The 19,323-nt window shown below is 43.1% G+C and carries 23 protein-coding genes; 14 read left to right on the top strand and 9 right to left on the bottom strand.

The window, feature by feature from the left end; all coding sequences use genetic code 11:
• Positions 1-56: 56 nt before the first annotated feature.
• Positions 57-404: a YojF family protein gene (locus tag ACJ9PY_RS26235; RefSeq protein WP_034315946.1), complete on the bottom strand. Its 348-nt coding sequence runs from the start codon at positions 402-404 to the stop codon at positions 57-59.
• 128 nt (positions 405-532) lie between these two features.
• Positions 533-1,360 (bottom strand): pyridoxine/pyridoxal/pyridoxamine kinase, encoded by an 828-nt coding sequence (gene pdxK / locus ACJ9PY_RS26230; RefSeq protein WP_170946897.1) that lies wholly within the window; start codon positions 1,358-1,360, stop codon positions 533-535.
• Positions 1,361-1,730: 370 nt separating this feature from the next.
• Between pdxK and ACJ9PY_RS26225 the strand changes: the two genes are divergently transcribed.
• The 4 genes from ACJ9PY_RS26225 to ACJ9PY_RS26210 are packed head-to-tail and all read left to right on the top strand — an operon-like array spanning position 1,731 to position 4,088.
• On the top strand, positions 1,731-2,351 hold the full coding sequence (locus ACJ9PY_RS26225; protein ID WP_057278210.1) for a molybdenum cofactor guanylyltransferase: 621 nt from the start codon (positions 1,731-1,733) through the stop codon (positions 2,349-2,351).
• A gap of 2 nt (positions 2,352-2,353) precedes the next feature.
• Positions 2,354-2,818, top strand: a complete 465-nt coding sequence (locus tag ACJ9PY_RS26220; RefSeq protein ID WP_053536924.1) for a molybdenum cofactor biosynthesis protein MoaE — start codon at positions 2,354-2,356, stop codon at positions 2,816-2,818.
• Complete coding sequence (gene moaD / locus ACJ9PY_RS26215) at positions 2,811-3,044, top strand: molybdopterin converting factor subunit 1 (RefSeq protein WP_034315925.1); 234 nt, start codon at positions 2,811-2,813, stop codon at positions 3,042-3,044. The genes ACJ9PY_RS26220 and moaD overlap by 8 nt, the downstream gene beginning before the upstream one ends.
• A gap of 24 nt (positions 3,045-3,068) precedes the next feature.
• On the top strand, positions 3,069-4,088 hold the full coding sequence (locus ACJ9PY_RS26210; protein ID WP_411739295.1) for a MoeB/ThiF family adenylyltransferase: 1,020 nt from the start codon (positions 3,069-3,071) through the stop codon (positions 4,086-4,088).
• 76 nt (positions 4,089-4,164) lie between these two features.
• Here the strand turns inward: ACJ9PY_RS26210 and ACJ9PY_RS26205 are convergent, their stop codons facing one another.
• Positions 4,165-4,512, bottom strand: a complete 348-nt coding sequence (locus ACJ9PY_RS26205; protein WP_053536921.1) for a general stress protein — start codon at positions 4,510-4,512, stop codon at positions 4,165-4,167.
• A 135-nt stretch (positions 4,513-4,647) separates the two neighbouring features.
• On the bottom strand, positions 4,648-6,081 hold the full coding sequence (locus ACJ9PY_RS26200) for a phospholipase D family protein (protein WP_411739294.1): 1,434 nt from the start codon (positions 6,079-6,081) through the stop codon (positions 4,648-4,650).
• 152 nt (positions 6,082-6,233) lie between these two features.
• On the opposite strand from ACJ9PY_RS26200, the gene ACJ9PY_RS26195 reads away from it, so the two are divergent.
• The 3 genes from ACJ9PY_RS26195 (at position 6,234) to ACJ9PY_RS26185 (ending at position 7,834) form a co-directional block, all read left to right on the top strand.
• Positions 6,234-6,914: a uracil-DNA glycosylase gene (locus ACJ9PY_RS26195; RefSeq protein WP_057278207.1), complete on the top strand. Its 681-nt coding sequence runs from the start codon at positions 6,234-6,236 to the stop codon at positions 6,912-6,914.
• 270 nt (positions 6,915-7,184) lie between these two features.
• Positions 7,185-7,442: a YwdI family protein gene (locus tag ACJ9PY_RS26190; protein WP_369315174.1), complete on the top strand. Its 258-nt coding sequence runs from the start codon at positions 7,185-7,187 to the stop codon at positions 7,440-7,442.
• Positions 7,443-7,465: 23 nt separating this feature from the next.
• Positions 7,466-7,834 carry a DUF423 domain-containing protein gene (locus tag ACJ9PY_RS26185; RefSeq protein WP_053536916.1) on the top strand — a complete coding sequence of 123 codons (369 nt, stop codon included), beginning with the start codon at positions 7,466-7,468 and terminating at the stop codon, positions 7,832-7,834.
• Between the two features lie 303 nt (positions 7,835-8,137).
• Here ACJ9PY_RS26185 and gerQ read toward each other — a convergent pair whose 3' ends face one another.
• The gene (gene gerQ / locus ACJ9PY_RS26180; protein WP_411739293.1) at positions 8,138-8,656 is read right to left on the bottom strand and encodes a spore coat protein GerQ; all 519 of its coding nucleotides are present in this window, start codon (positions 8,654-8,656) and stop codon (positions 8,138-8,140) included.
• A gap of 415 nt (positions 8,657-9,071) precedes the next feature.
• The gene (hemQ, locus tag ACJ9PY_RS26175; RefSeq protein ID WP_268563622.1) at positions 9,072-9,821 is read right to left on the bottom strand and encodes a hydrogen peroxide-dependent heme synthase; all 750 of its coding nucleotides are present in this window, start codon (positions 9,819-9,821) and stop codon (positions 9,072-9,074) included.
• 239 nt (positions 9,822-10,060) lie between these two features.
• Between hemQ and pta the strand changes: the two genes are divergently transcribed.
• Positions 10,061-11,047, top strand: coding sequence for a phosphate acetyltransferase (gene pta, locus ACJ9PY_RS26170; protein WP_034315909.1), 987 nt, complete (start codon positions 10,061-10,063; stop codon positions 11,045-11,047).
• A gap of 34 nt (positions 11,048-11,081) precedes the next feature.
• Complete coding sequence (locus ACJ9PY_RS26165) at positions 11,082-11,930, top strand: biotin/lipoate A/B protein ligase family protein (RefSeq protein WP_098864419.1); 849 nt, start codon at positions 11,082-11,084, stop codon at positions 11,928-11,930.
• 230 nt (positions 11,931-12,160) lie between these two features.
• Here the strand turns inward: ACJ9PY_RS26165 and ACJ9PY_RS26160 are convergent, their stop codons facing one another.
• A complete protein-coding gene (locus ACJ9PY_RS26160) occupies positions 12,161-12,907 on the bottom strand; it encodes an RsfA family transcriptional regulator (RefSeq protein ID WP_095390579.1) in 747 nt (248 codons plus the stop codon).
• A 269-nt stretch (positions 12,908-13,176) separates the two neighbouring features.
• On the opposite strand from ACJ9PY_RS26160, the gene ACJ9PY_RS26155 reads away from it, so the two are divergent.
• From ACJ9PY_RS26155 to ACJ9PY_RS26145, 3 genes are all read left to right on the top strand, one after another.
• Complete coding sequence (locus ACJ9PY_RS26155; RefSeq protein ID WP_034315903.1) at positions 13,177-13,398, top strand: DUF1450 domain-containing protein; 222 nt, start codon at positions 13,177-13,179, stop codon at positions 13,396-13,398.
• A gap of 235 nt (positions 13,399-13,633) precedes the next feature.
• A complete protein-coding gene (locus ACJ9PY_RS26150; RefSeq protein WP_034315900.1) occupies positions 13,634-14,941 on the top strand; it encodes an HD domain-containing protein in 1,308 nt (435 codons plus the stop codon).
• Between the two features lie 32 nt (positions 14,942-14,973).
• Positions 14,974-15,483, top strand: coding sequence for a YwgA family protein (locus ACJ9PY_RS26145; protein WP_034315899.1), 510 nt, complete (start codon positions 14,974-14,976; stop codon positions 15,481-15,483).
• Positions 15,484-15,512: 29 nt separating this feature from the next.
• On the opposite strand, the gene ACJ9PY_RS26140 is transcribed toward ACJ9PY_RS26145, so the two are convergent.
• Entirely contained in the window at positions 15,513-15,698 is a 186-nt protein-coding gene (locus ACJ9PY_RS26140) for a 2-hydroxymuconate tautomerase (RefSeq protein ID WP_034315897.1), read from the bottom strand.
• A gap of 139 nt (positions 15,699-15,837) precedes the next feature.
• On the opposite strand from ACJ9PY_RS26140, the gene ACJ9PY_RS26135 reads away from it, so the two are divergent.
• Positions 15,838-16,512, top strand: a complete 675-nt coding sequence (locus ACJ9PY_RS26135) for a site-2 protease family protein (protein ID WP_411739292.1) — start codon at positions 15,838-15,840, stop codon at positions 16,510-16,512.
• Between the two features lie 42 nt (positions 16,513-16,554).
• A complete protein-coding gene (locus ACJ9PY_RS26130) occupies positions 16,555-17,064 on the top strand; it encodes a YwhD family protein (RefSeq protein ID WP_098936991.1) in 510 nt (169 codons plus the stop codon).
• A gap of 150 nt (positions 17,065-17,214) precedes the next feature.
• On the opposite strand, the gene ACJ9PY_RS26125 is transcribed toward ACJ9PY_RS26130, so the two are convergent.
• The gene (locus ACJ9PY_RS26125; protein WP_411739291.1) at positions 17,215-19,284 is read right to left on the bottom strand and encodes a transglycosylase domain-containing protein; all 2,070 of its coding nucleotides are present in this window, start codon (positions 19,282-19,284) and stop codon (positions 17,215-17,217) included.
• Between the last annotated feature and the right edge of the window lie 39 nt (positions 19,285-19,323).

The following is a 19,323-nucleotide window of genomic DNA, read 5'->3' as shown; positions in this document are numbered from 1 at the left end:
GGTGAATGGGAGTTTTCATCGGAATCATCATATGATATATATCAAGCAAGTTGTCATCATTCAAAGGGAGTGGGACTGAGCTGCATGGAGACAGCAAGCTTTCCGGAAAAATCAAGGCCTGCCAATAGCAATCTCCCCTGTTCATCCATTTCGAAGTGGTTAACGCCTTCTGCATATACCCAGCCAATATTGAGCTTCAAGCCGATGCGATAGGGTCCATCCCCAACTATCTTGCCATGTTCATACTGAATAAAAGCGTTACGAATATAAGCACCTGCCGAGAAGAAAGCTTCATCTACATGAGTGGCATAGGCGCCATTTGTCGTTTCAAGGTGAAGATATACATCTTGTCCGGCGAAAGAATCAATGGCATTTTGCACCTCTGTACGGTCTATAGGTTTCATTCGATAATTTCCTCCTTAACTGGGCGGCTAGATAAGCTTTTTTTTCCTTCTTTCTATTTTACTAGATAAAAACAAAAAAAGCGAAAAAGGCCGCTCGATGAATTTGAGCGGCCATTAAACTTGATGTTTTATTTTTGTGTTTTTTCCGCAACCCCATATTTATGGTATGCGCCATGATTGACGGGTCCGACATAGTCATTCATTTTCCAAGAATGGCGAACCGCTTCGGTGATGAAGTCTTTAGAAACGAGGATAGCTTCACGCGGGCTTTTCCCTTCAGCCAATTGAGCTGCAATGGCGGCAGAAGATGAACAGCCGGCACCATGTGTATTGGTCGTTTCGATTTTTTCCGATTCAAGGATTTCAAATTCTTGTCCATCATATAAAAGGTCGATGGCTTTATCATGATCCAGCTTATTACCGCCTTTGATCAAGACATATTTTGCACCAAGTGCATGAATCTTTTCAGCTGCAGCCCTCATATCATCAATCGTCTTGATAGGAGCAGTTCCCGCTAACTGAGCGGCCTCGAACAGGTTAGGTGTGACTACAGTTGCACGTGGAACAAGCAGTTCGCGCAGTGCTACAGCCGTTTCAGGGTGCAATACTTCATCTTCACCTTTACATACCATAACTGGATCGATGACGACTTTGTCCAGCTTCAACTCATCTATTTTACGGGCAACAAGTTCAATGATTTCCACTGATCCAAGCATTCCTGTCTTCATGGCATCAATGCCTATTGATAGAATCGTTTCGATTTGGGCTTCCAAAACTTCGACCGGTGTAGGGAATACATTATGGGCCCAGCCATTCTTCGGATCCATCGTCACGATTGTCGTTAAAGCGGACATACCGTAAACGCCGAATTCTTGGAATGTCTTTAAATCTGCTTGAAGACCTGCGCCGCCGCTCGAATCAGATCCGGCAACTGTCATAGCTCTTTTCATAGTCATTATGTGACCTCCTCAGGAGAATTAGATATCGATATTATCAGCATACCAGTTAATATCCTATTTTTAGAATATACCAAAATTTCTTTTATGTAAAACTTAGTTTTCAGCCTACTATGAGTGTCTTGGCAAAGGAAGGGCAATAGCCTCGTATAAGTCATTTTTCGAACCTGTAATTAAGGAAATTGGATGGATGTCAGCATGCACTTTTAGCTTTGGACCCTGCCTCCAACTTTTGATGGACAAAGCAAAGGTTGTGGAAGTGTCATTATTTTCAAATTTGATTTAAAATATTTAAATATAGTGGAGACACATTTAGTATAGCTTTTCCGTTCGATGCTGGATTAAACCCAAAAAAGGGAGGTTGATTTCTATGGAGTGGACCATGTTGCTTTTAGCTGGCGGGAAATCAAGCCGTATGGGAGTGAATAAGGCACTGTTGACCGTAGGCGGCGTTGTGAACATTTCAAGAGTGGCATCCGAGTTGAAAAAGGTGTCAGAAAACATTATGGTCATTACGAATACGTTTGAAGAATATCATTTTCTGCAACTTCCGCTCATTCCGGATTTACATAAAGATCAAGGACCTCTTGGTGGATTGCATGCAGGGCTGACCTCATCGAAAACGGAGCTTCAGTTCCTTGCAGCGTGCGATATGCCGTTTGTGAGTGCAGATGCCATAAAGGATATCATTACCCATTATGAACCTGGATTCGATGCTGTCATTCCAGAAATAAATGGCAGGCTCCAGCCGCTTTTTGCTGTTTACCATAAAAGGTGTCTTCCTGTACTGACGGAGTGTTTATTAAAACATGAATTAAAAATGAGTCTATTCTTGGAAAAGATCTCGGTGAAAATCATGAAAGAAACCGACTTTACGTTATATCGCGAGAATCCTGAACAATTTCACTACCTTTTTTTCAATATGAATACGAGGGAAGATTATCAAGAGGCAGATTATATTGATCAAACTGAATTATATAAAGGATGGTAGACATGAATTATAATATTTCAAAAGAGCCGATTGTCATCCAGGAAGTGATTGATAAAGTAGTCAGTCGAAATGCGGGTGCCGTCACGACTTTTATTGGTACAGTGAGGGAAATGACGAAAGGAAAAAAGACCCTCTTCTTAATTTACGAAGCGTATGTACCGATGGCCATCAAGAAATTGGAGCAAATCGGATCTGAGATCAAGGAGCGTTGGCCTGATGCAGAAACGGCGATCACCCATCGTGTAGGTAAACTTGAAATCACGGATATCGCAGTGGTTATTGCCGTTAGTACGCCACACCGAAATGATGCATATGAGGCCAATAGGTATGCGATCGAAAGAATTAAAGAAATCGTCCCGATTTGGAAAAAAGAACATTGGGAAGATGGGGAAACATGGGTAGGAAACCAGTTGGAAACCGTTCCATATCCATCAGGGAAACCGGAAGAGGGGGATATTGATGATTAATGTACTTTTATTTGCCCAATTGAAAGATGAGCTAGGCAAAGAGACTGTTTCAATAGAAGGAAATGGAATGAGTGTTGCCCAGCTAAAAGGAAAGATGAAAGTGGATTTTCAATTGGAAGGTCTTGAAACCGTGATGACAGCGGTCAATGAGGAATTTGCTGATGATGACACGATTTTATCTGATGGAGATACAGTTGCTTTCATTCCGCCAGTAAGTGGAGGGTGAAGCGTCCGGAAGGGAGGGCTCACGGTGAAAGAGCGATATTCAAGGCAAACTTTATTCGCCCCAGTTGGTGAAGGGGGCCAATTGAAAATTATGAAGAAGCATGTCTTGCTTCTTGGTGCAGGGGCTTTGGGATCTGCTAATGCCGAGGCCCTTACTCGTGCAGGAGTAGGGAAGCTTACCATTGTTGACAGGGATTATGTCGAGACCAGTAATTTACAGCGCCAACAAATGTATACGGAACGGGATGTCGCGGAGAAACTGCCAAAAGCAGAGGCGGCAAAGCGTCATTTATTGGATATCAACCATGAAGTTGAAGTGAATGCCATCATCATGGATGCAACTGCCCAGAATCTCGAACAGCTGCTAGGTGATGTTGATTTGATATTGGATGCAACCGACAACTTTGAGACACGGATGATTATTAATGATTTATCACAAAAGCTTCATATACCGTGGATTTATGGGGCATGTGTGGGGAGCGTGGGCATGACTTTGACGATCCTTCCCGGGCAGACTCCATGTTTGCACTGTTTGCTTAAAGCGATCCCGATTCAAGGAATGACCTGTGACACAGGAGGGATCATATCACCAGCTGTTACGATGGTAGTGGCACACCAAACTGCCGAGGCTTTGAAAATCCTTGTTGAAGATTGGGAATCGGTACGGCCTGCACTAGTTTCTTTTGATCTGTGGAGAAATCAATACCAAACCGTTAAATTGACAAAAGCGAGAAAGAAAGATTGTCTCTCATGCGGAGAGCAGAGGACATACCCCTTTTTAACAATGGAAAATGCAACGAAAACGGCTGTTCTTTGCGGGAGGGACACTGTACAGGTAAGACCGCCAAAACCTCTGGAACTGCAACTTGAAAAATTAGCCAAAAATCTGGACGGCAGCGGTTATTTGGTGAAATTCAATCCATTTCTTCTCTCCTGTGAAAAAGCTGGGGAACGTATCGTCATTTTCAAGGATGGCAGGGCATTGATTCACGGTACGAAGGATATGGTCCATGCAAAGGCCGCATACCAAAGCATCCTGGGATAATGCTCATAAAAAAACGAGGCCCTAGGTTTTGGGGCCTCGTTTTTTTATGAATCCATATAGGGTAATGGTACGGGTTTTAGTGTGTGACCCCGTCTTTGTTATCTTGTTTGGAAGCAACGATGACTACTTTTCCTTCGTCAAGAACTTCCTCGTAACGCTCTGCCTCCATATCACTAAGGCCAAGGTTGCTCATTCGATTACGAAGTTCATCTCCGCGAGATTTAAAGAGATTTCCGACGGTATCAAGGAAACCTTGTTCCTTCATGCCTACACCTTCTGTATTTGTATTCTCGGTAAGGTGTTTAGAACGGGTTTTATCATGGGCAAACAAATATACATCGTCTTTCGTATAACCTGATGTAACTAATTCATCGATTTTTTCCTTTGCTTGTAAACCGTTTTCTACTACATGTACTTGATACATATAAACTCCTCCTTGAATTTCATTAAGGTTTTCTCGAAAATAGGTAAATGGAATCTTGCTTATTACAGTTGCTGATTGGCTATAGTAACATATAACCTCATTTGGGCCCTGTTAAACATTTATCTCAAAGAACATTTAGTAAGTGGTGAAGCGGAATACCTTCTGTATGCGGTAGGCCAAGTATTTGAAGACAGGCAGTTTCTTTTGGTATTCACTGTAATCCAACGTGTATGTTCCGTTTTGATTTGTCCAGAGTCTATGGAAATAGCTGTCGACATCCTTGGAAACGTCCGCATCATTTGGAGCATGGATTTCAACATTCGCTTCAAGGTTATAGTCATCTAGATTTCGTGAAGTATAATTAGCCGATCCTCCAAGAATGACCGTTTCATCAGCCTTTTGGATCATCATCAATTTTGTATGGAACTGTTCTTTATCTGTTTTATACCAGCGGATCGAGATGTTTTCATCCCCAAGTTTTTCGAATTCGGCGGCAACCGGAAGATTGGGCAGCCCGATTTTTTCACTTCCGAATGCGTTTTGATTCGGATCCAATATCATTTCAATCTTCACACCCCGTTTAGCTGCATCCGTTAATGCCTCGACAACCTCGCGATCGGCAATGTAGAACATGGCAAGATGGACCTTGTCACCATTTTCGGCATCCTTAATTGCCTTTAGGACATGTTTATTGATTTTTCCTTCCGTTAGCAGTTGTACTGATATCGGCCCTTTATCAGCTGATTTCTCCTTGAACTCAGGAAATGACTTTGGTCCTCCCGAGAATTTCGAAGCGGCTTCTTCGGCTTTAACGAAATCGCCGATGATATTCCCGTCCATCTGGAAGGCAATATTGGAGTGGAAGCCACTTGCGTCATGAGGATTGGCAGATGAGATGATGGCCGTTTTTTCAGTCGCGACCACTTTTCTGTGATTGGCTTTGATATTCATCAGTCTAAGATAAGAACGCAAGGTGACCTTTGGTGCGCTTTTAGCCATTGGATTGACAATCCAGCCTTTCCCGCTTTCACCGAACCATTGGAAAAAGGTTCGATATACACCTGAATAGAGAGGATTCGGATCCCGGAGGCGGTCTAAGTTGGTAACAATGACATCAATTCCATTTTTCTTCATCGTTTCCAATGCCTCTAACTGGTAGGCATTATAGGAAGTATTCACTTCATCAGTAATGAATATAATCTGGAGGCCAGGTTTCTTTTTTTTCTGTTCAACCAGATTATCCTTCAGCGTCTCGGTTAACTTCGGGAAGTTTATCTTTTCATCATAAAAGGCATTAAACAAAAACATATCGATTACGATATAAGAATCAGCCTCTTCTATGGCTTGATTTATGGTTTGGAAAATTCGCTGCTCATGTTGCAGATTCCCTTGTTCGTCGTGATAGGAAAGATTATAGATGAAATCGATATCCTCGACATGATGAACCTTCCCTTCATAAGAAATGCCATCGGGAAGTGGCTTGTAGCTGTTATAGGCAATGACGATTGCAATGATGATCAAAATGCTGACAAGCAGATAAAATCGTTTTCTTTTGTACCACTTTTTCATAGGAAAGCCTCCAACATGGTTAAATTGCTTGCTAGCTTTCTATTTTCCCCTTTTTGGGGTATATAGAAACATAAATCGTAATCTATGGAAAAAGGCAAGGCGATGAAGTTTGATATAATATAGTTTCAATAAGCGGAGAGGGGCTGTGGCAGATGGCAAAGCAGTTTTTAACAAATGATTGGTGGCCTCTATTGAAAGAGGAATTCAAAAAAGAATATTACCAGGAGCTATGGGAATTCATAAAGCAAGAGTACAGTCAGCAAGTCATTCATCCGGATCAGGACGATATTTTCAATGCGCTTCACTATACTCCTTTTGAAGATGTAAAGGTTGTCATCCTTGGACAGGACCCTTACCATGGCCAGGGTCAGGCGCATGGCCTTAGTTTTTCAGTCAAGCCGGAGGTGCGCATCCCGCCCTCTTTAAGAAATATCTTTAAAGAGTTACACACCGATCTTGGCTATGAGGTACCAGATAATGGTTACCTGGTCGAATGGGCAAAACAGGGAGTGCTTCTATTGAATACCGTCTTGACTGTCCGTGAGGGAGAGGCGCATTCACACCGCGGAAAAGGATGGGAAATCTTTACGAATCAAATTATTCGCCTATTGAATGACCGTCCGAAACCGGTTGTATTCATCCTGTGGGGGAAACCTGCTCAAACCAAAATCCCTTTGATTGATGAAGCCCGCCATAAAATTATTAAGTCTGTACATCCGAGTCCGCTGTCGGCTTCCCGTGGTTTCTTTGGCACCAAACCATTTTCCAAAACAAATCAATTGCTGATGGAAATGGGGGAATCTCCAATTGATTGGAAAATCCCGAACCGATGATATCGGCAAGAGAACGAAACAGGTGAATTGTATGGCTTGCCGTCATTTCTATATAACTTGGGATCTCAGTTTTCCAAAAGGCTGCCGTGCTTTTCAATTCAAAACATCAAACCAGCCTTCTCTTGATGTCTTTCGTTCTTCAGGAGAGCCATGCTTGAAATTTCAAGCAAAGCCAATTAAAAGGTAGGAAATATGCAAGGTGTTTTCTTCTCTGATTTTTGCTATGCTAGTTATGATAGTTTTGACCTGTATATAGACGAGGTGGTAAAGTTGGATATTTCATCAAGACAAATGTTAGATAAAATCGAAGAGCTTGTTTTAAAAGCGAAACAGGCAAATTCAGAGGATAAGGTGCAAGGGTATGTAATGGCCATTAAGTCCCTTTGTGAAGTGATGGTTGATGAAAAAGCTGCGAACATCAGCATACAGAAGCCAATCACATTAACCCAGCCCGTCATGCCGGCTACACCGAATGTAGTACCGGTTAAAATGGATGAGGCCAATGGGGATTCCTTGTTCGATTTTTAAATTAGGGAAGGGGAGCGAAATAATTGAAACTGTTCATCATTTTAGGTGCATTGAATGGGTTTATTGCTGTGGCACTTGGTGCATTCGGTGCACACGGACTGGAAGGGAAAATTCCTGATAAATATTTGGAAACTTGGCAAACCGCTGTTCAATATCAAATGTTCCACGCGGTGGGTTTATTGGTGCTCGGTTTATTGGCTGGGAAAATTGATAGTCCGCTGATCAACTGGTCCGGCTGGCTTATGCTAATAGGAATTATCCTATTTTCCGGAAGCCTATTCGTTCTAAGCGTTACGCAAATCAAAGTCCTTGGTGCCATCACACCGCTTGGCGGAGTTTCTTTCTTGGTTGCTTGGGTCTTAATGATCATTGCTGCGTATAAATACTTGTAAGGTCAGCTTAGGCTGTAGACAAATTCGAAGAAATCGAGTTTGTCTACAGTTTTTTTTATGGATTGTACAATTTGGACGTACATTACCGCTGCAGGCACTCGCTTATCCAGAGGCGGGCTCGCACCTTTTTCTCCAATCAACTTTGTTATTACATTTAGATAGAAACCATACCTGATGAGTTGAAGGTGGAATGTTCCGAACCTCTACAAACTGAGCTGATCGATCTTTTTGGAAAAAGTCATTCCAATATAAGAAGAGCCTCAGAATCAAATAGATTCTGAGGCTCTTCTATATAGGATTTTTTTACCTTGGCGAATAGGTGGTAAGCCCAGTGCCTCCAAATGGATATTCATATTCGATTTCTTCATCGAACGTTATATAATCTAAGTATACCATCGGGATTAAGTATCGTTTTCCCGTCTGAGGATCGCTTATGATTAAATGATCGCGTCCTGCAGCCTCGATGATTCCTTTGAAGATCTTGGCATTCCATTCCTTGTTGTTTTCAAACGTTGTATAAACAGTGGCCAATTTCCCTTTATTCAAACGCAAGATGTTCTCGATGTACGACTGTTCAACCGGAAGCATGCCAGGTATCTGCGGTCCGGAAGTGGCTGGACTCACCTGCTGCATCGGCATTTGTTGTGGCGTGCCTGCCATAGTGGGCTGTTGTGGCTGGTATGGTGGTTGTTGGTATCCTTGCTGCGGGTAACCCTGCTGCTGGTTAGGATTCTGCTGCCTTAGTTCAGGCTCATTATTTTCATAGGGGTAATAAGGGCTTCCTCCGTACGGGTAATTACCATAAGGATTATTTTGTGACATTGCATTCCCTCCTGAATTCAAGGTTTAGTTGATGCTGTGGAATTTGGATAATCCGAGAGTGTGGACTGGGAGAAACAGTGCGATTTATAGCGACCGGTAGTATTGTATATGTTTTCTGGACAATCCCCGGGTGGCTTAAAAAACCACAATGAATGTTAAGCGATACATAACGGCTGCCGTTCATGATATAAGCCATATCCTCTTGCCGGCTAATGAATAGAAGTAACGTTCCTTCACCTCGCTGGAGTCAGGAATTGCCTTGATCAATTTTCCTGAAGCTGAATGGGACTGTGAAAAAATAAATTCATCACTATTGAAAATGTATGGGATGGGGATTGGATTTATTCCACAGCCGGGGAAAAAATAAAAAGGAGCGGACGCAAAAAAAGCTTCCGGAAACCGGAAGCCCTTCGTCTTAAACGTATAGGAATGAAGATACATTTTCTTCAGGCAGGATATTGCCTACAAAGAAAGAGCCAAATGCAGCGTATCGTGCACTCACTTCATCAAAACGCATTTCATAGATTAATTTTTTGAATTGGAGGACATCATCTGCGAATAGAGTCACGCCCCATTCATAATCGTCAAAACCGACAGAACCTGAAATGATTTGTTTTACTTTACCGGCATAACTGCGGCCAATCAAGCCGTGGGAACGCATTAAGCCTTTGCGCTCTTCCATGGAAAGCATATACCAGTTATCATCGCCATCACGACGCTTGTCCATTGGATAGAAGCATACATGTTTCGCTTTTGGCAGTATCGGATAAAGTCTGGAACGAACATGAGGGTTCTGGTATGGGTCCTCACCATCTCCGCCAGCTAAGTAATTGCTTAATTCCACGACCGAAACGTATGAATAAGCGGGAATTGTATATTCGGCAAGCTTCGTTTTGTTGAATTCGGTTTCGATTGCATTCAATTCTTCCATGGTCGGGCGGGCAAACATAAGCATGAAGTCCGCTTTCTGACCAACGATGGAATATAGGGCATGGCTGCCTTCATTGTCGCTTTGTGTCATATTCCATTTATCCAGTAAACCTTGGAATTCCGAGATGGCCAATTGGCGTTCGTCACTTGATAACGTTTTCCAAGAAGCCCAGTCGATCAGGCGGAAATCATGTAAACAATACCAGCCGTCCAGTGTTTGTGCTGCTTCACTCATTACAATCACTCCTAAGTCTTATTATAACTTTAATATAGCATAGTTTCAGTATAAGGAAATTTATATCAACCCGCAAACACCATCACTGTTTTTCGGTGTTTCTGTAATTTTCAAATTTGCGGAGGGCTGGAATTTACCTGGCTGCTGGAGTATTCTTAAAAGAAGACGACAACGGATTTTACCGGATGGTTAAATATAGAAAAAATGGGGGAAACGTATCTAAAAAGGAGGAAGAGCCAATGAGTGATTTATTTGAAATATTGGAATCGAAAATTATGGGGCATAATCTAAAGATCGTTTTTCCGGAAGGGTTGGATGAACGGATTTTGGGAGCAGCAGGCAGGCTTGCCCAGGCTAAACTGGTGACACCGGTATTGATCGGGGATATCGGGTTGATTCAAGAGAAGGCAAAAGACTTAAAGATCTCCCTTGATGCAATCGAAATATATGATCCGAAGAATTATATCATGATGGATGAAATGGTTGAAGCGTTCGTGAAGGTCCGTGATGGTAAAGACACTGATGTACAAGCACGTGAAATCTTAATGGATGAGAACTATTTTGGAACCATGCTCGTCCATATGAAACTGGCACATGGAATGGTTAGTGGCGCAACGCATTCTACTGCCGATACGGTTCGTCCAGCCTTAAAGATCATTAAAACAAAGCCGGGCGTCCAAAAAACCTCGGGAGTGTTCATCATGGTCCGGGAGGAAGAGAAATATGTATTCGCGGATTGTGCGATTAATATAAACCCGAGTTCCCAGGACCTGGCTGAAATTGCTATAGAAAGTGCGAAGACTGCATTAATGTTCGATATCGAACCGCGTGTGGCGATGCTGAGCTTTTCGACAAAGGGATCGGCAACATCCCCCGAGACCTTAAAAGTGGTTGATGCCGTCGATTTGGCAAAAGAAATGGACCCTGAAGTCATCCTTGATGGGGAATTTCAGTTTGACGCGGCCTTCGTCCCTTCTGTGGCAAGGAAGAAAGCACCGGATTCCCTTATTCAGGGGGATGCGAATGTTTTTATTTTCCCAAGTCTCGAAGCTGGGAACATTAGCTATAAGATGGTACAGCGCTTGGGTGGCTTCGAAGCAGTCGGTCCGATCCTTCAGGGGCTGAATCGTCCGGTGAACGACCTTTCGAGGGGATGCAGTGAAGAGGATGTATATAAACTGGCTGTCATTACAGCTGCACAGGGATTTGTGGCGCAGTATCAATAGGCAGCTTGAGGATTAAATGTAGAGGGAGATTCGTATGGGTGAGACAGATTCATTATTAATGCAGCAAGAGTGGAGGATTATTGATCAATCTTCCGTTGGACCTCAGTTTCCTGCTCTGGAGTCCTTTGCGATGGATGATACATTTTGCGCTTCCGTTGGGTCAGGTAAATCAGCGGCCGTAGCCAGGGCGTGGGTACACCACCGAACCATCGTCATGGGTATACAGGATACGAAGTTGCCTTTTCTTAAAAAGGGCTTGGATCATTTGGAGGAACATGGTTTCCGGGCCATCGTGAGGAATTCCGGAGGGCTTGCAGTCGTCCTGGATGAGGGGGTCCTTAATTTTTCGCTCATTTTTCCTGAAAACGAGCAGAAAATTGAAATCAATCGTGGATATGATGCGATGTGGGAGCTTGTCCAATTGATGTTTGCCGATTTCCCAGTCAAGATGGAGGCGCGGGAAATCGTCGGTTCCTATTGTCCTGGCAGTTATGATTTAAGTATAAATGGGCAAAAGTTTGCCGGTATATCCCAACGCAGGATCCGCAATGGTGTAGCGGTGCAAATCTATTTGTGTGTCAATGGAAGCGGGGCTGAACGTGCCAGTCTCGTGAAGGGTTTTTATGATGCAGCTAAAGGAAATGCAGAAACCAAATTCGCTTATCCTGATATCGTCCCTTCGGTAATGGCATCCCTAACCGAATTGTTGGGTGTGCAATTGAGCGTTCAAGACGTGATGCTCAGATTCCTTCAAGTATTGAAGGAACATAGCGAAAGGATATTCTCTGACACACTTTCCGCTGAGGAATGGCCGCTGTATGAGGCGTACTTGACGAGAGTGGTCGAACGCAATGATAAAGTGTTCGATGCATTAAAGGATTGATATGAAAGAAGCCGTTCCATTAAGTCAGGAATGGCTTCTTTCATTTAATACGACTTTAGCATTCACTGAAACTGTAAAAGGGCTGTATGATAGGCGGAGATAGTATTCCTTCTTTCTTGAAACAATGAAAAAAAGAGCCTTGTTGGCTCCCTTTTTTCGGATAAATAGGGGTGAAACGGCCTCTGGCATGTGGTTGATCTATATAACAGAACCCCACATTATCTTATTTATTACTCGGCCATTTTTTCCAAATTGCCATTCCGGTCCATCTTGAACTTCGTTGCCGGACGTTCCTCTTCCTCTAACAAGACCAGCTTTCTTGCTCGATTCATGATATTCATCAAAGTTTCATAATCTTCCTGCATCAAGCCGCTGTTTTGTTCTAGGTGGCTGATTTTATTCTCCAAATCTTCGTTTCGCTTTTTCAGTCCTTTAATTTCAAGCTTCAATCTTTCATTTTCGGTTTTTAATACTTCGGCTTGAAGCATGCGGCCGTTCATGGATTCCAAATAGGCGATGACGGCATCAAGGCTCATGGCCGATTCCAAAGTAACTGGTGTGTGCTGTGTCTTAGGAGTGAGGGCTTCTGCCACAACGAATTCCTCTGCTGCTTCATAATTGGCAGTATCGACTTCGGTATTCAACTCTAGTTCCTCCTCTTGTACATGGGGAACCATTATGTCGGAAATCGTTGGGGACGGCGGTGTATAAAGAAGCCGTTTTTTCCCTCCTTGATCTTTTCCAAGGATCCTTTGCCGCTGCTTACGCTGTTTCTTGGCAAGGGATAGCGCTTTATCATAATTATGGCGGACAACTGCATTCCAGCGGAATCCGCATGCTGCAGAGGTACGATTCAACTTATCTCCTACCTCTTCAAAAGCATTAAGCTGAGTGCTGCCTTCCCGCACATGGCGCAATACCGTTTCTGCCAAAAGCAAATCATCTTCTTCTGTCCAGGCGTCTTGACGAACCTTCATTTCTACATACTCCCTTTCTGGTAACTTTTAAAATAAATAACTATATAAAATATCGTGTGGCAGTGATTTATGGGTGTTCTACTAGCATTTTGGACAAAATATGGATTTTTTATACAAAAAGGTTAAAAGGATACTAGTTTTTTGATTAATTACATCATTTTTCACATCATTCAGCCCTCTTGATATTCATAAGTAGAAACGGTAAAATACCTTTTAGTCATATAAATGGATGAAATACAGTTTGTCATGGAAAGGATGGTGACCGGAGGATGTCCAATGAATTCAGAGTGTGCGATGACTGCTTGGCGGTAAACATAAAAACATTGATCCCGCGTCTTGAAAAGCTTGATCCCGACGCGAAAATTGAAGTGGGCTGCCAATCCTACTGCGGTCCTGGCAGAAAGAAGTCTTTTGCCTTTGTCAATAACCGTCCGGTTGCTGCACTGACAGAAGACGAGTTACTAGATAAAATCAATAAAAAACTAAAGTAGGATCCATGATATATAGGTAGAGTGGATTGTTTCTTATGATATATGGAACCAGTAATCATCACCCAGATTCGACACACTGCGGTGATTTTTTATTTCCTTATTTTCGAGACAAAACCAGACTGGAACTTCCGTTTTCTTAAAAAATGCCCCCTCTTACTAGCGAGGTGGAAGTTAGGGTTTTTTGTCAAAACACGCTATAATGAGTGCATCGAGATTATGAAAAAGAGGGTAGTTCATGGGATATTCCGGCGAAAAATTACAAGAAGAAAAAGTATTCAAGGATCCGGTGCACCGATATATACATGTTCGTGACCGGGTTATATGGGATTTAATAGGGACGAAGGAATTCCAGCGGCTTCGTAGGATCAAACAGCTGGGAACGACTTATTTAACCTTTCATGGTGCGGAACATAGTCGGCTTAGCCATTCGCTTGGAGTATACGAGATTGTCCGGAGAATCGTGGATGATGTTTTCGAGGGCAGACCGGAATGGAAACCAGAGGAGCGGTTACTATCCTTGTGCGCAGCCCTCCTGCATGATTTGGGTCATGGTCCTTTCTCTCATTCTTTTGAAAAAGTGTTTGATCTGGATCATGAGCAATTCACGCAGCAGATAATCGTCGGCGATACGGAAGTGAATAAGATCCTCCTTAGAGTTGGGCGTGATTTTCCAAAAAAAGTGGCAGAAGTCATCGCGAAAACCTATAAAGGCAAATTAGTAGTCAGCCTGATTTCAAGTCAGATCGATGCTGATAGAATGGACTATTTACAGCGCGATGCTTATTTCACTGGCGTGAGTTATGGACATTTCGATATGGAAAGGCTTTTGCGTGTGATGAGGCCAAGGGAAGAACATGCCGTCATAAAGCAGAGCGGGATGCATGCGGTTGAGGATTATATCATGAGTCGCTACCAAATGTATTGGCAGGTTTATTTCCATCCAGTTACGAGAAGTGCGGAGGTCATACTTACCAAGATCCTACATAGGGCGAAACATTTATATGAATCCGGTTATGAGTTTGCCCAAGAACCGCACCATTTTTATTCATTGTTCAAGGGAGAAGTGACTTTAACGGACTATTTGAAAATGGATGAATCAGTGATGCTCTATTATTTCGAAGCATGGGAAGAGGAAAACGATGCGATTTTAAAAGATTTATGCACTCGCTTCGTTAACCGTAAACTATTTAAATATGTGGAATTCCATCCGTCGAACAGTCAAATGAACAGATTGATGGAATTAAGGACGCTATTCAAGAAGGCAGGCATCGATCCGGATTATTATCTTGTCGTCGATTCCTCATCAGATCTGCCGTATGATTTTTACCGGCCGGGTGAGGAAGAGGAGAGACTTCCGATTCACTTGCTTAAAAATAATGGCGAAATTCGTGAATTATCACGTGAATCCGAAATTGTCGATGCAATTTCAGGGAAAAGAAGAACGGATCATAAGTTGTATTATCCAGCGGATTTATTGCGTGATGAATCTACGAAGAAAAATATTAAAAAACAGATCCGCAAGCTTTTGGAGCTATCGGATTAAAGTGGTACATTTTTGGTGAGGAGTGACGGGCCTTGTTTAAGGATCATGCAAACATTATCAATGCAATTTCTACTGCCGGTGAAATCTCGGGTCGAAAAAAATTACAAAAAATCGTTTATATCGCGAAGAAGCTGTCCTTCCCATTTCATGAAAAGTTTCAATTTCACTTTTATGGACCGTATTCGGAGGAGTTGACCTTACGGATTGAAGAGCTCTGCGAAATGGGCTACTTGAATGAAGTAAGGGAAAAAAAAGCAGGCTATTATCAATATTGTTATTCGATAACGGATGCCGGCCAGGATTTCCTATCCATACAGGAAGTGGAGATGCCGGCACTTGAGGCATGCTTACAGGATATGAACGAACAGAATGCCAGGTTTTTGGAGCTGGTTTCAACGGTATTATACTTCGACACGCTTGAAAAAGAGGAAGTCACCGAGAAGATTTTTACGCTGAAAAGCAAACAAAAATATACCCTTGAAGAAATTGATGAGGCATATGAATATATTGAGCAGTTAAAAACAAAAGCTAAGCCGAATTGATGGCTTAGCTTTTCCCCATTATGTAAATCTTATAGATCGCTTTTACGGACACCGGCTACGGCTAAGTGGTTTTTTGACATTTCTTCAATGAAAATCGTCACGGCTTCAGCTGGTGCTCCAGTTGTTTCCGTCACGGCTGCAGTCACCTTTTCGACTAAAGCCTTTTTTTGTTCGTCTGTACGGCCTTCAAGCATTTTGACTGTTACATATGGCATCTCTTTTCCCCCCTTCCTCTCTTATCTTGTAGTGTTTCACAATGGAAAAAGAATTGCAAGACACGGAAGTCAGAGTTTTTTCACTTCTTGAGCTTTTGATGTATACTAACGGTATTAAACATTGGGGGAGAAGCTATCGATGCAATTCTTGGAGCAAATAGAACGGTTTTTGGTTTATCCTTTGGAAAAGCTTCCATATGTCATTGTGTCACTGTTGATCGCATTTACGGTTCATGAATTTTCCCATGCGTATGTGGCCTATAAGTTCGGTGACCCGACAGCAAAGAATGAAGGGAGAGTCACGTTGAATCCGATTTCACATTTGGATCCGATCGGAACTCTGTTGATATTGATAGCCGGATTTGGTTGGGCGAGACCCGTACCGGTCAATCGTTTTCATTTCAAGAATCCAAAATTGGCAGGAGTGCTCGTCTCTTTTGCCGGTCCGTTCAGCAATTTGCTTGTTGCAATTTTGGGGTATTTGATTTTTTACGGGTTGCTGGCGGCAGGCGTTGGACCCGAGTTACCGTTTTTCGTCGAGCCCTTCTTAAATATACTCATAAATTTAAATGTCCTTTTATTTGTATTTAATCTGTTACCGCTGCCGCCTCTCGATGGTTATAGGATCGTTCAGGATCTTGTTTCAGCAGACTTGCGGGCAAAAATGACCCAGTATGAACAATATGGCTCCCTTATTTTTTTGATTCTGATCATCACACCGCTGAGTCAATATACAATAAGCCCGATTTTGGATACTGGTAGAGAATTTGTAAGAGACACCTTGAGTCAATTTTTTTCACTTTTGTTTTTTTAACCAATAATAAGGAATGACAAACAATAAAGGGGGATATGAACAATGGAAGAACAACCAAAGAAAAAGGTAGGCTTCAATATTATAAAAAACGACCCAACAGAAGGCCATGGCGGATATGGGGCAGGGGTATTAACGCTCGATAATATTTCCCCGGTCATCATCGATGTGGATGCGGGTGAAGCAGAAGTCGATATCGGAGCGATGCATGCAAGGAGTGCAGTGGAAAAAGGGATCAAGTTCTTAAAGACTAAAGAGGAAGTCCCGAATGCCAAACCCTACTGGCTTGTTTGGGTGACCATTGAAGCCACTCAAAATGGTCCGCACTATGCAGGTGTGACAGCATGTGAAATGACGGTCGACAGATCAATTAGACGCGGTTACAAATCGCTCCCGGAGCATGTTAACCGGATGGATAAATCGCTAAAACGAAAGATCATCGTTGAGGAAATGGACGATAAATCAAAACGTGTACTCGCAGACTTCCTGAAAAACCATGATGCGGGAATGTGGGAGCGTTCTTCAAATCAGCTGAAGGAGTCATTGACGGTTTGAATCTCGTTTGATGGATGAAATGTTAAGTTTAGTGAAAAATGCACTTGTAGGAAAGCGATAAAATCAGTAAACTTAAAGACAGCAGTTTAGTCACTGTGGAACTAGGACAGAAAAACCCCCGAAGCCTCTGCAGGCTTCGGGGGTTTTTCGTTATCCCCAAGGTTTTAAGATTTTCTTGTACCAAGGGGCCTTTTTAAGTTCTTCTTCTTTTGGGGCATGTTTCGGATTCCCGCCCTTAAAGTGCTCGGCACAGTATTCAACAGGCTCGGTTCCTTTAACATAATAAGTCATTCTTGAGACGGGACAATCCTTTGTGGCCAATTTTCCGCTTACGGGATTCACGTTTACCCCGATTACGTTTTCGGTTTCCTTAAATGATTTTGCCGGTTTACCTTTTAGACCCTTTTCCATATAGGAAGCCCAGATTTTCTTTGCATAGCCTTTTTCAGCAGGGATCTCGATTTTTTTGCCTTGGTCATATCCAGTCCATACTCCTGCTACGAGCTCCGGTGTGTAACCGATCATCCAGCTATCCGTCGGGGTGGAGCCTGATTTGCCGGCATATGGGCGGGTCAGCTGGGAACTGATGGTGCTGCCGGTCACTTTCGTATAGCCATTTAACGTTTCATCGAAAACACCTGTAAGCATCTGGGTCATGACAAATGCCTTGTCCTTATCCAGAATCTGTTTGGGTTTCTCCTTTTCATCAAAAATCACTTCACCTTTTTGATTTTCCACCTTTTTGATAAACATGGGTTCAACCTTCTTGCCGCCATTAGCCAGAATGCTGTATGCGTTCACCATTTCAATCGCCCTAACACCTGACGTACCGAGTGCCAGGGAAGGGACCGCATCCATCTTTGCCGTAATTCCGAATCGGCGCGCCGTATCGACCAATGACTGTTCCCCAAGGAACAAATGCGTTTTTACGGCAAAGATATTATCGGAAAGAGCAATGGCCTGAGCCATCGTGATTTCGCCTTCCGCATACTGATGGTTATAATTATGCGGTGTGTAAGATGAGTGACCATCATCGAAAGAAAAGGTAGTTGTCTCGCTTTTCAAGGTGGTGGACGGTGTGAAACCATTCTCCAGCGCTGAATAGTATAGCAATGGCTTCATGGTTGACCCAGGCTGGCGAACGGCCTGGGTGGCCCGATTGAATGGAGACTCGGAATAATCTTTACCGCCGACCAGCGCACGGACCTCCCCGGTATCCGGATCCATTGCCACTATCGAGGCTTGAATGCCTGAAGACTTGGGTATGGTATTGGAAAGGACCTCTTCAGCAGCATCCTGCTGGGTTTCGTCCAGTGTCGTATACACCTTAAGGCCGCCGAGCTCGATCGTCCGGTCATCTAAATGAAGCTGAGATTTTAAAGCCTGCTTGACGGCATCCTGGAAATAGGGAGCGGTCTTCTTGGTGACCGTTCCGTGTTCCCCTTTTAATGTAAGGGATGTTCGCAGAGCTTCCGCGATATCCTTTTCTGAAACGTAGTTTTTGCTTTTCATGGATTGCAGGACAACTTTCTGCCTTGATTTCGCTTTTTCAAAGTTATCCAATGGAGAATAGTTTGACGGCCCTTTTGGTATTCCGGCCAGCATGCTCGCTTCAGGAAGAGTCAAATCCTTGGCATCCTTGCCAAAGTAATATTGACTTGCAGCTTGGGCTCCATATGCGCCATGGCCATAGTAAATCGTATTTAAATAGCCTTCTAGAATTTCCTTTTTGGAGTAGTTCATTTCTAAGCGTATCGTATAAAAGGCCTCATTAAGTTTACGCGACCATGTTTTGTCATGCCCAAGAAACAGGTTCCGGGCATACTGTTGGGTAATGGTGCTTGCACCCTGCACCTTGGACATTGCCTTAATATCGGCAAGGATGGCACCGCCGATCCGCTTTATATCAAATCCATAATGAGTGTAAAATTGGCGGTCTTCAACGGCGACAGTCGCTTTGATGAGCTGTGGTGAAATCGACTCCATTCCGGCCCAATAACGCTTCTGGCCATTATCTGTTTCACCGATCACATTTCCATCATCACTGTAATAGAGAGTGGACTGCGGCACGACCAAAGGAGGCGGACCTAATATTTTTGCGTAAATCAGTAAAGAGAGAAGCAATACAAAGAGTATTGTCAGCCCGATTGCGGCAAGGATAATGAAGGCCCGTACATATTTAGTTGTCCTTTTAAATCGTTCGCTTGGAATCAATTCCATTGCTTTCACCTCTCTTATCGGGTAAGAATCTAGTATCTA

Source organism: Peribacillus sp. S4 (assembly GCF_046715815.1).
GTDB lineage: Bacteria > Bacillota > Bacilli > Bacillales > DSM-1321 > Peribacillus > Peribacillus frigoritolerans.
This window is presented reverse-complemented; position numbering and strand designations above follow the sequence as displayed.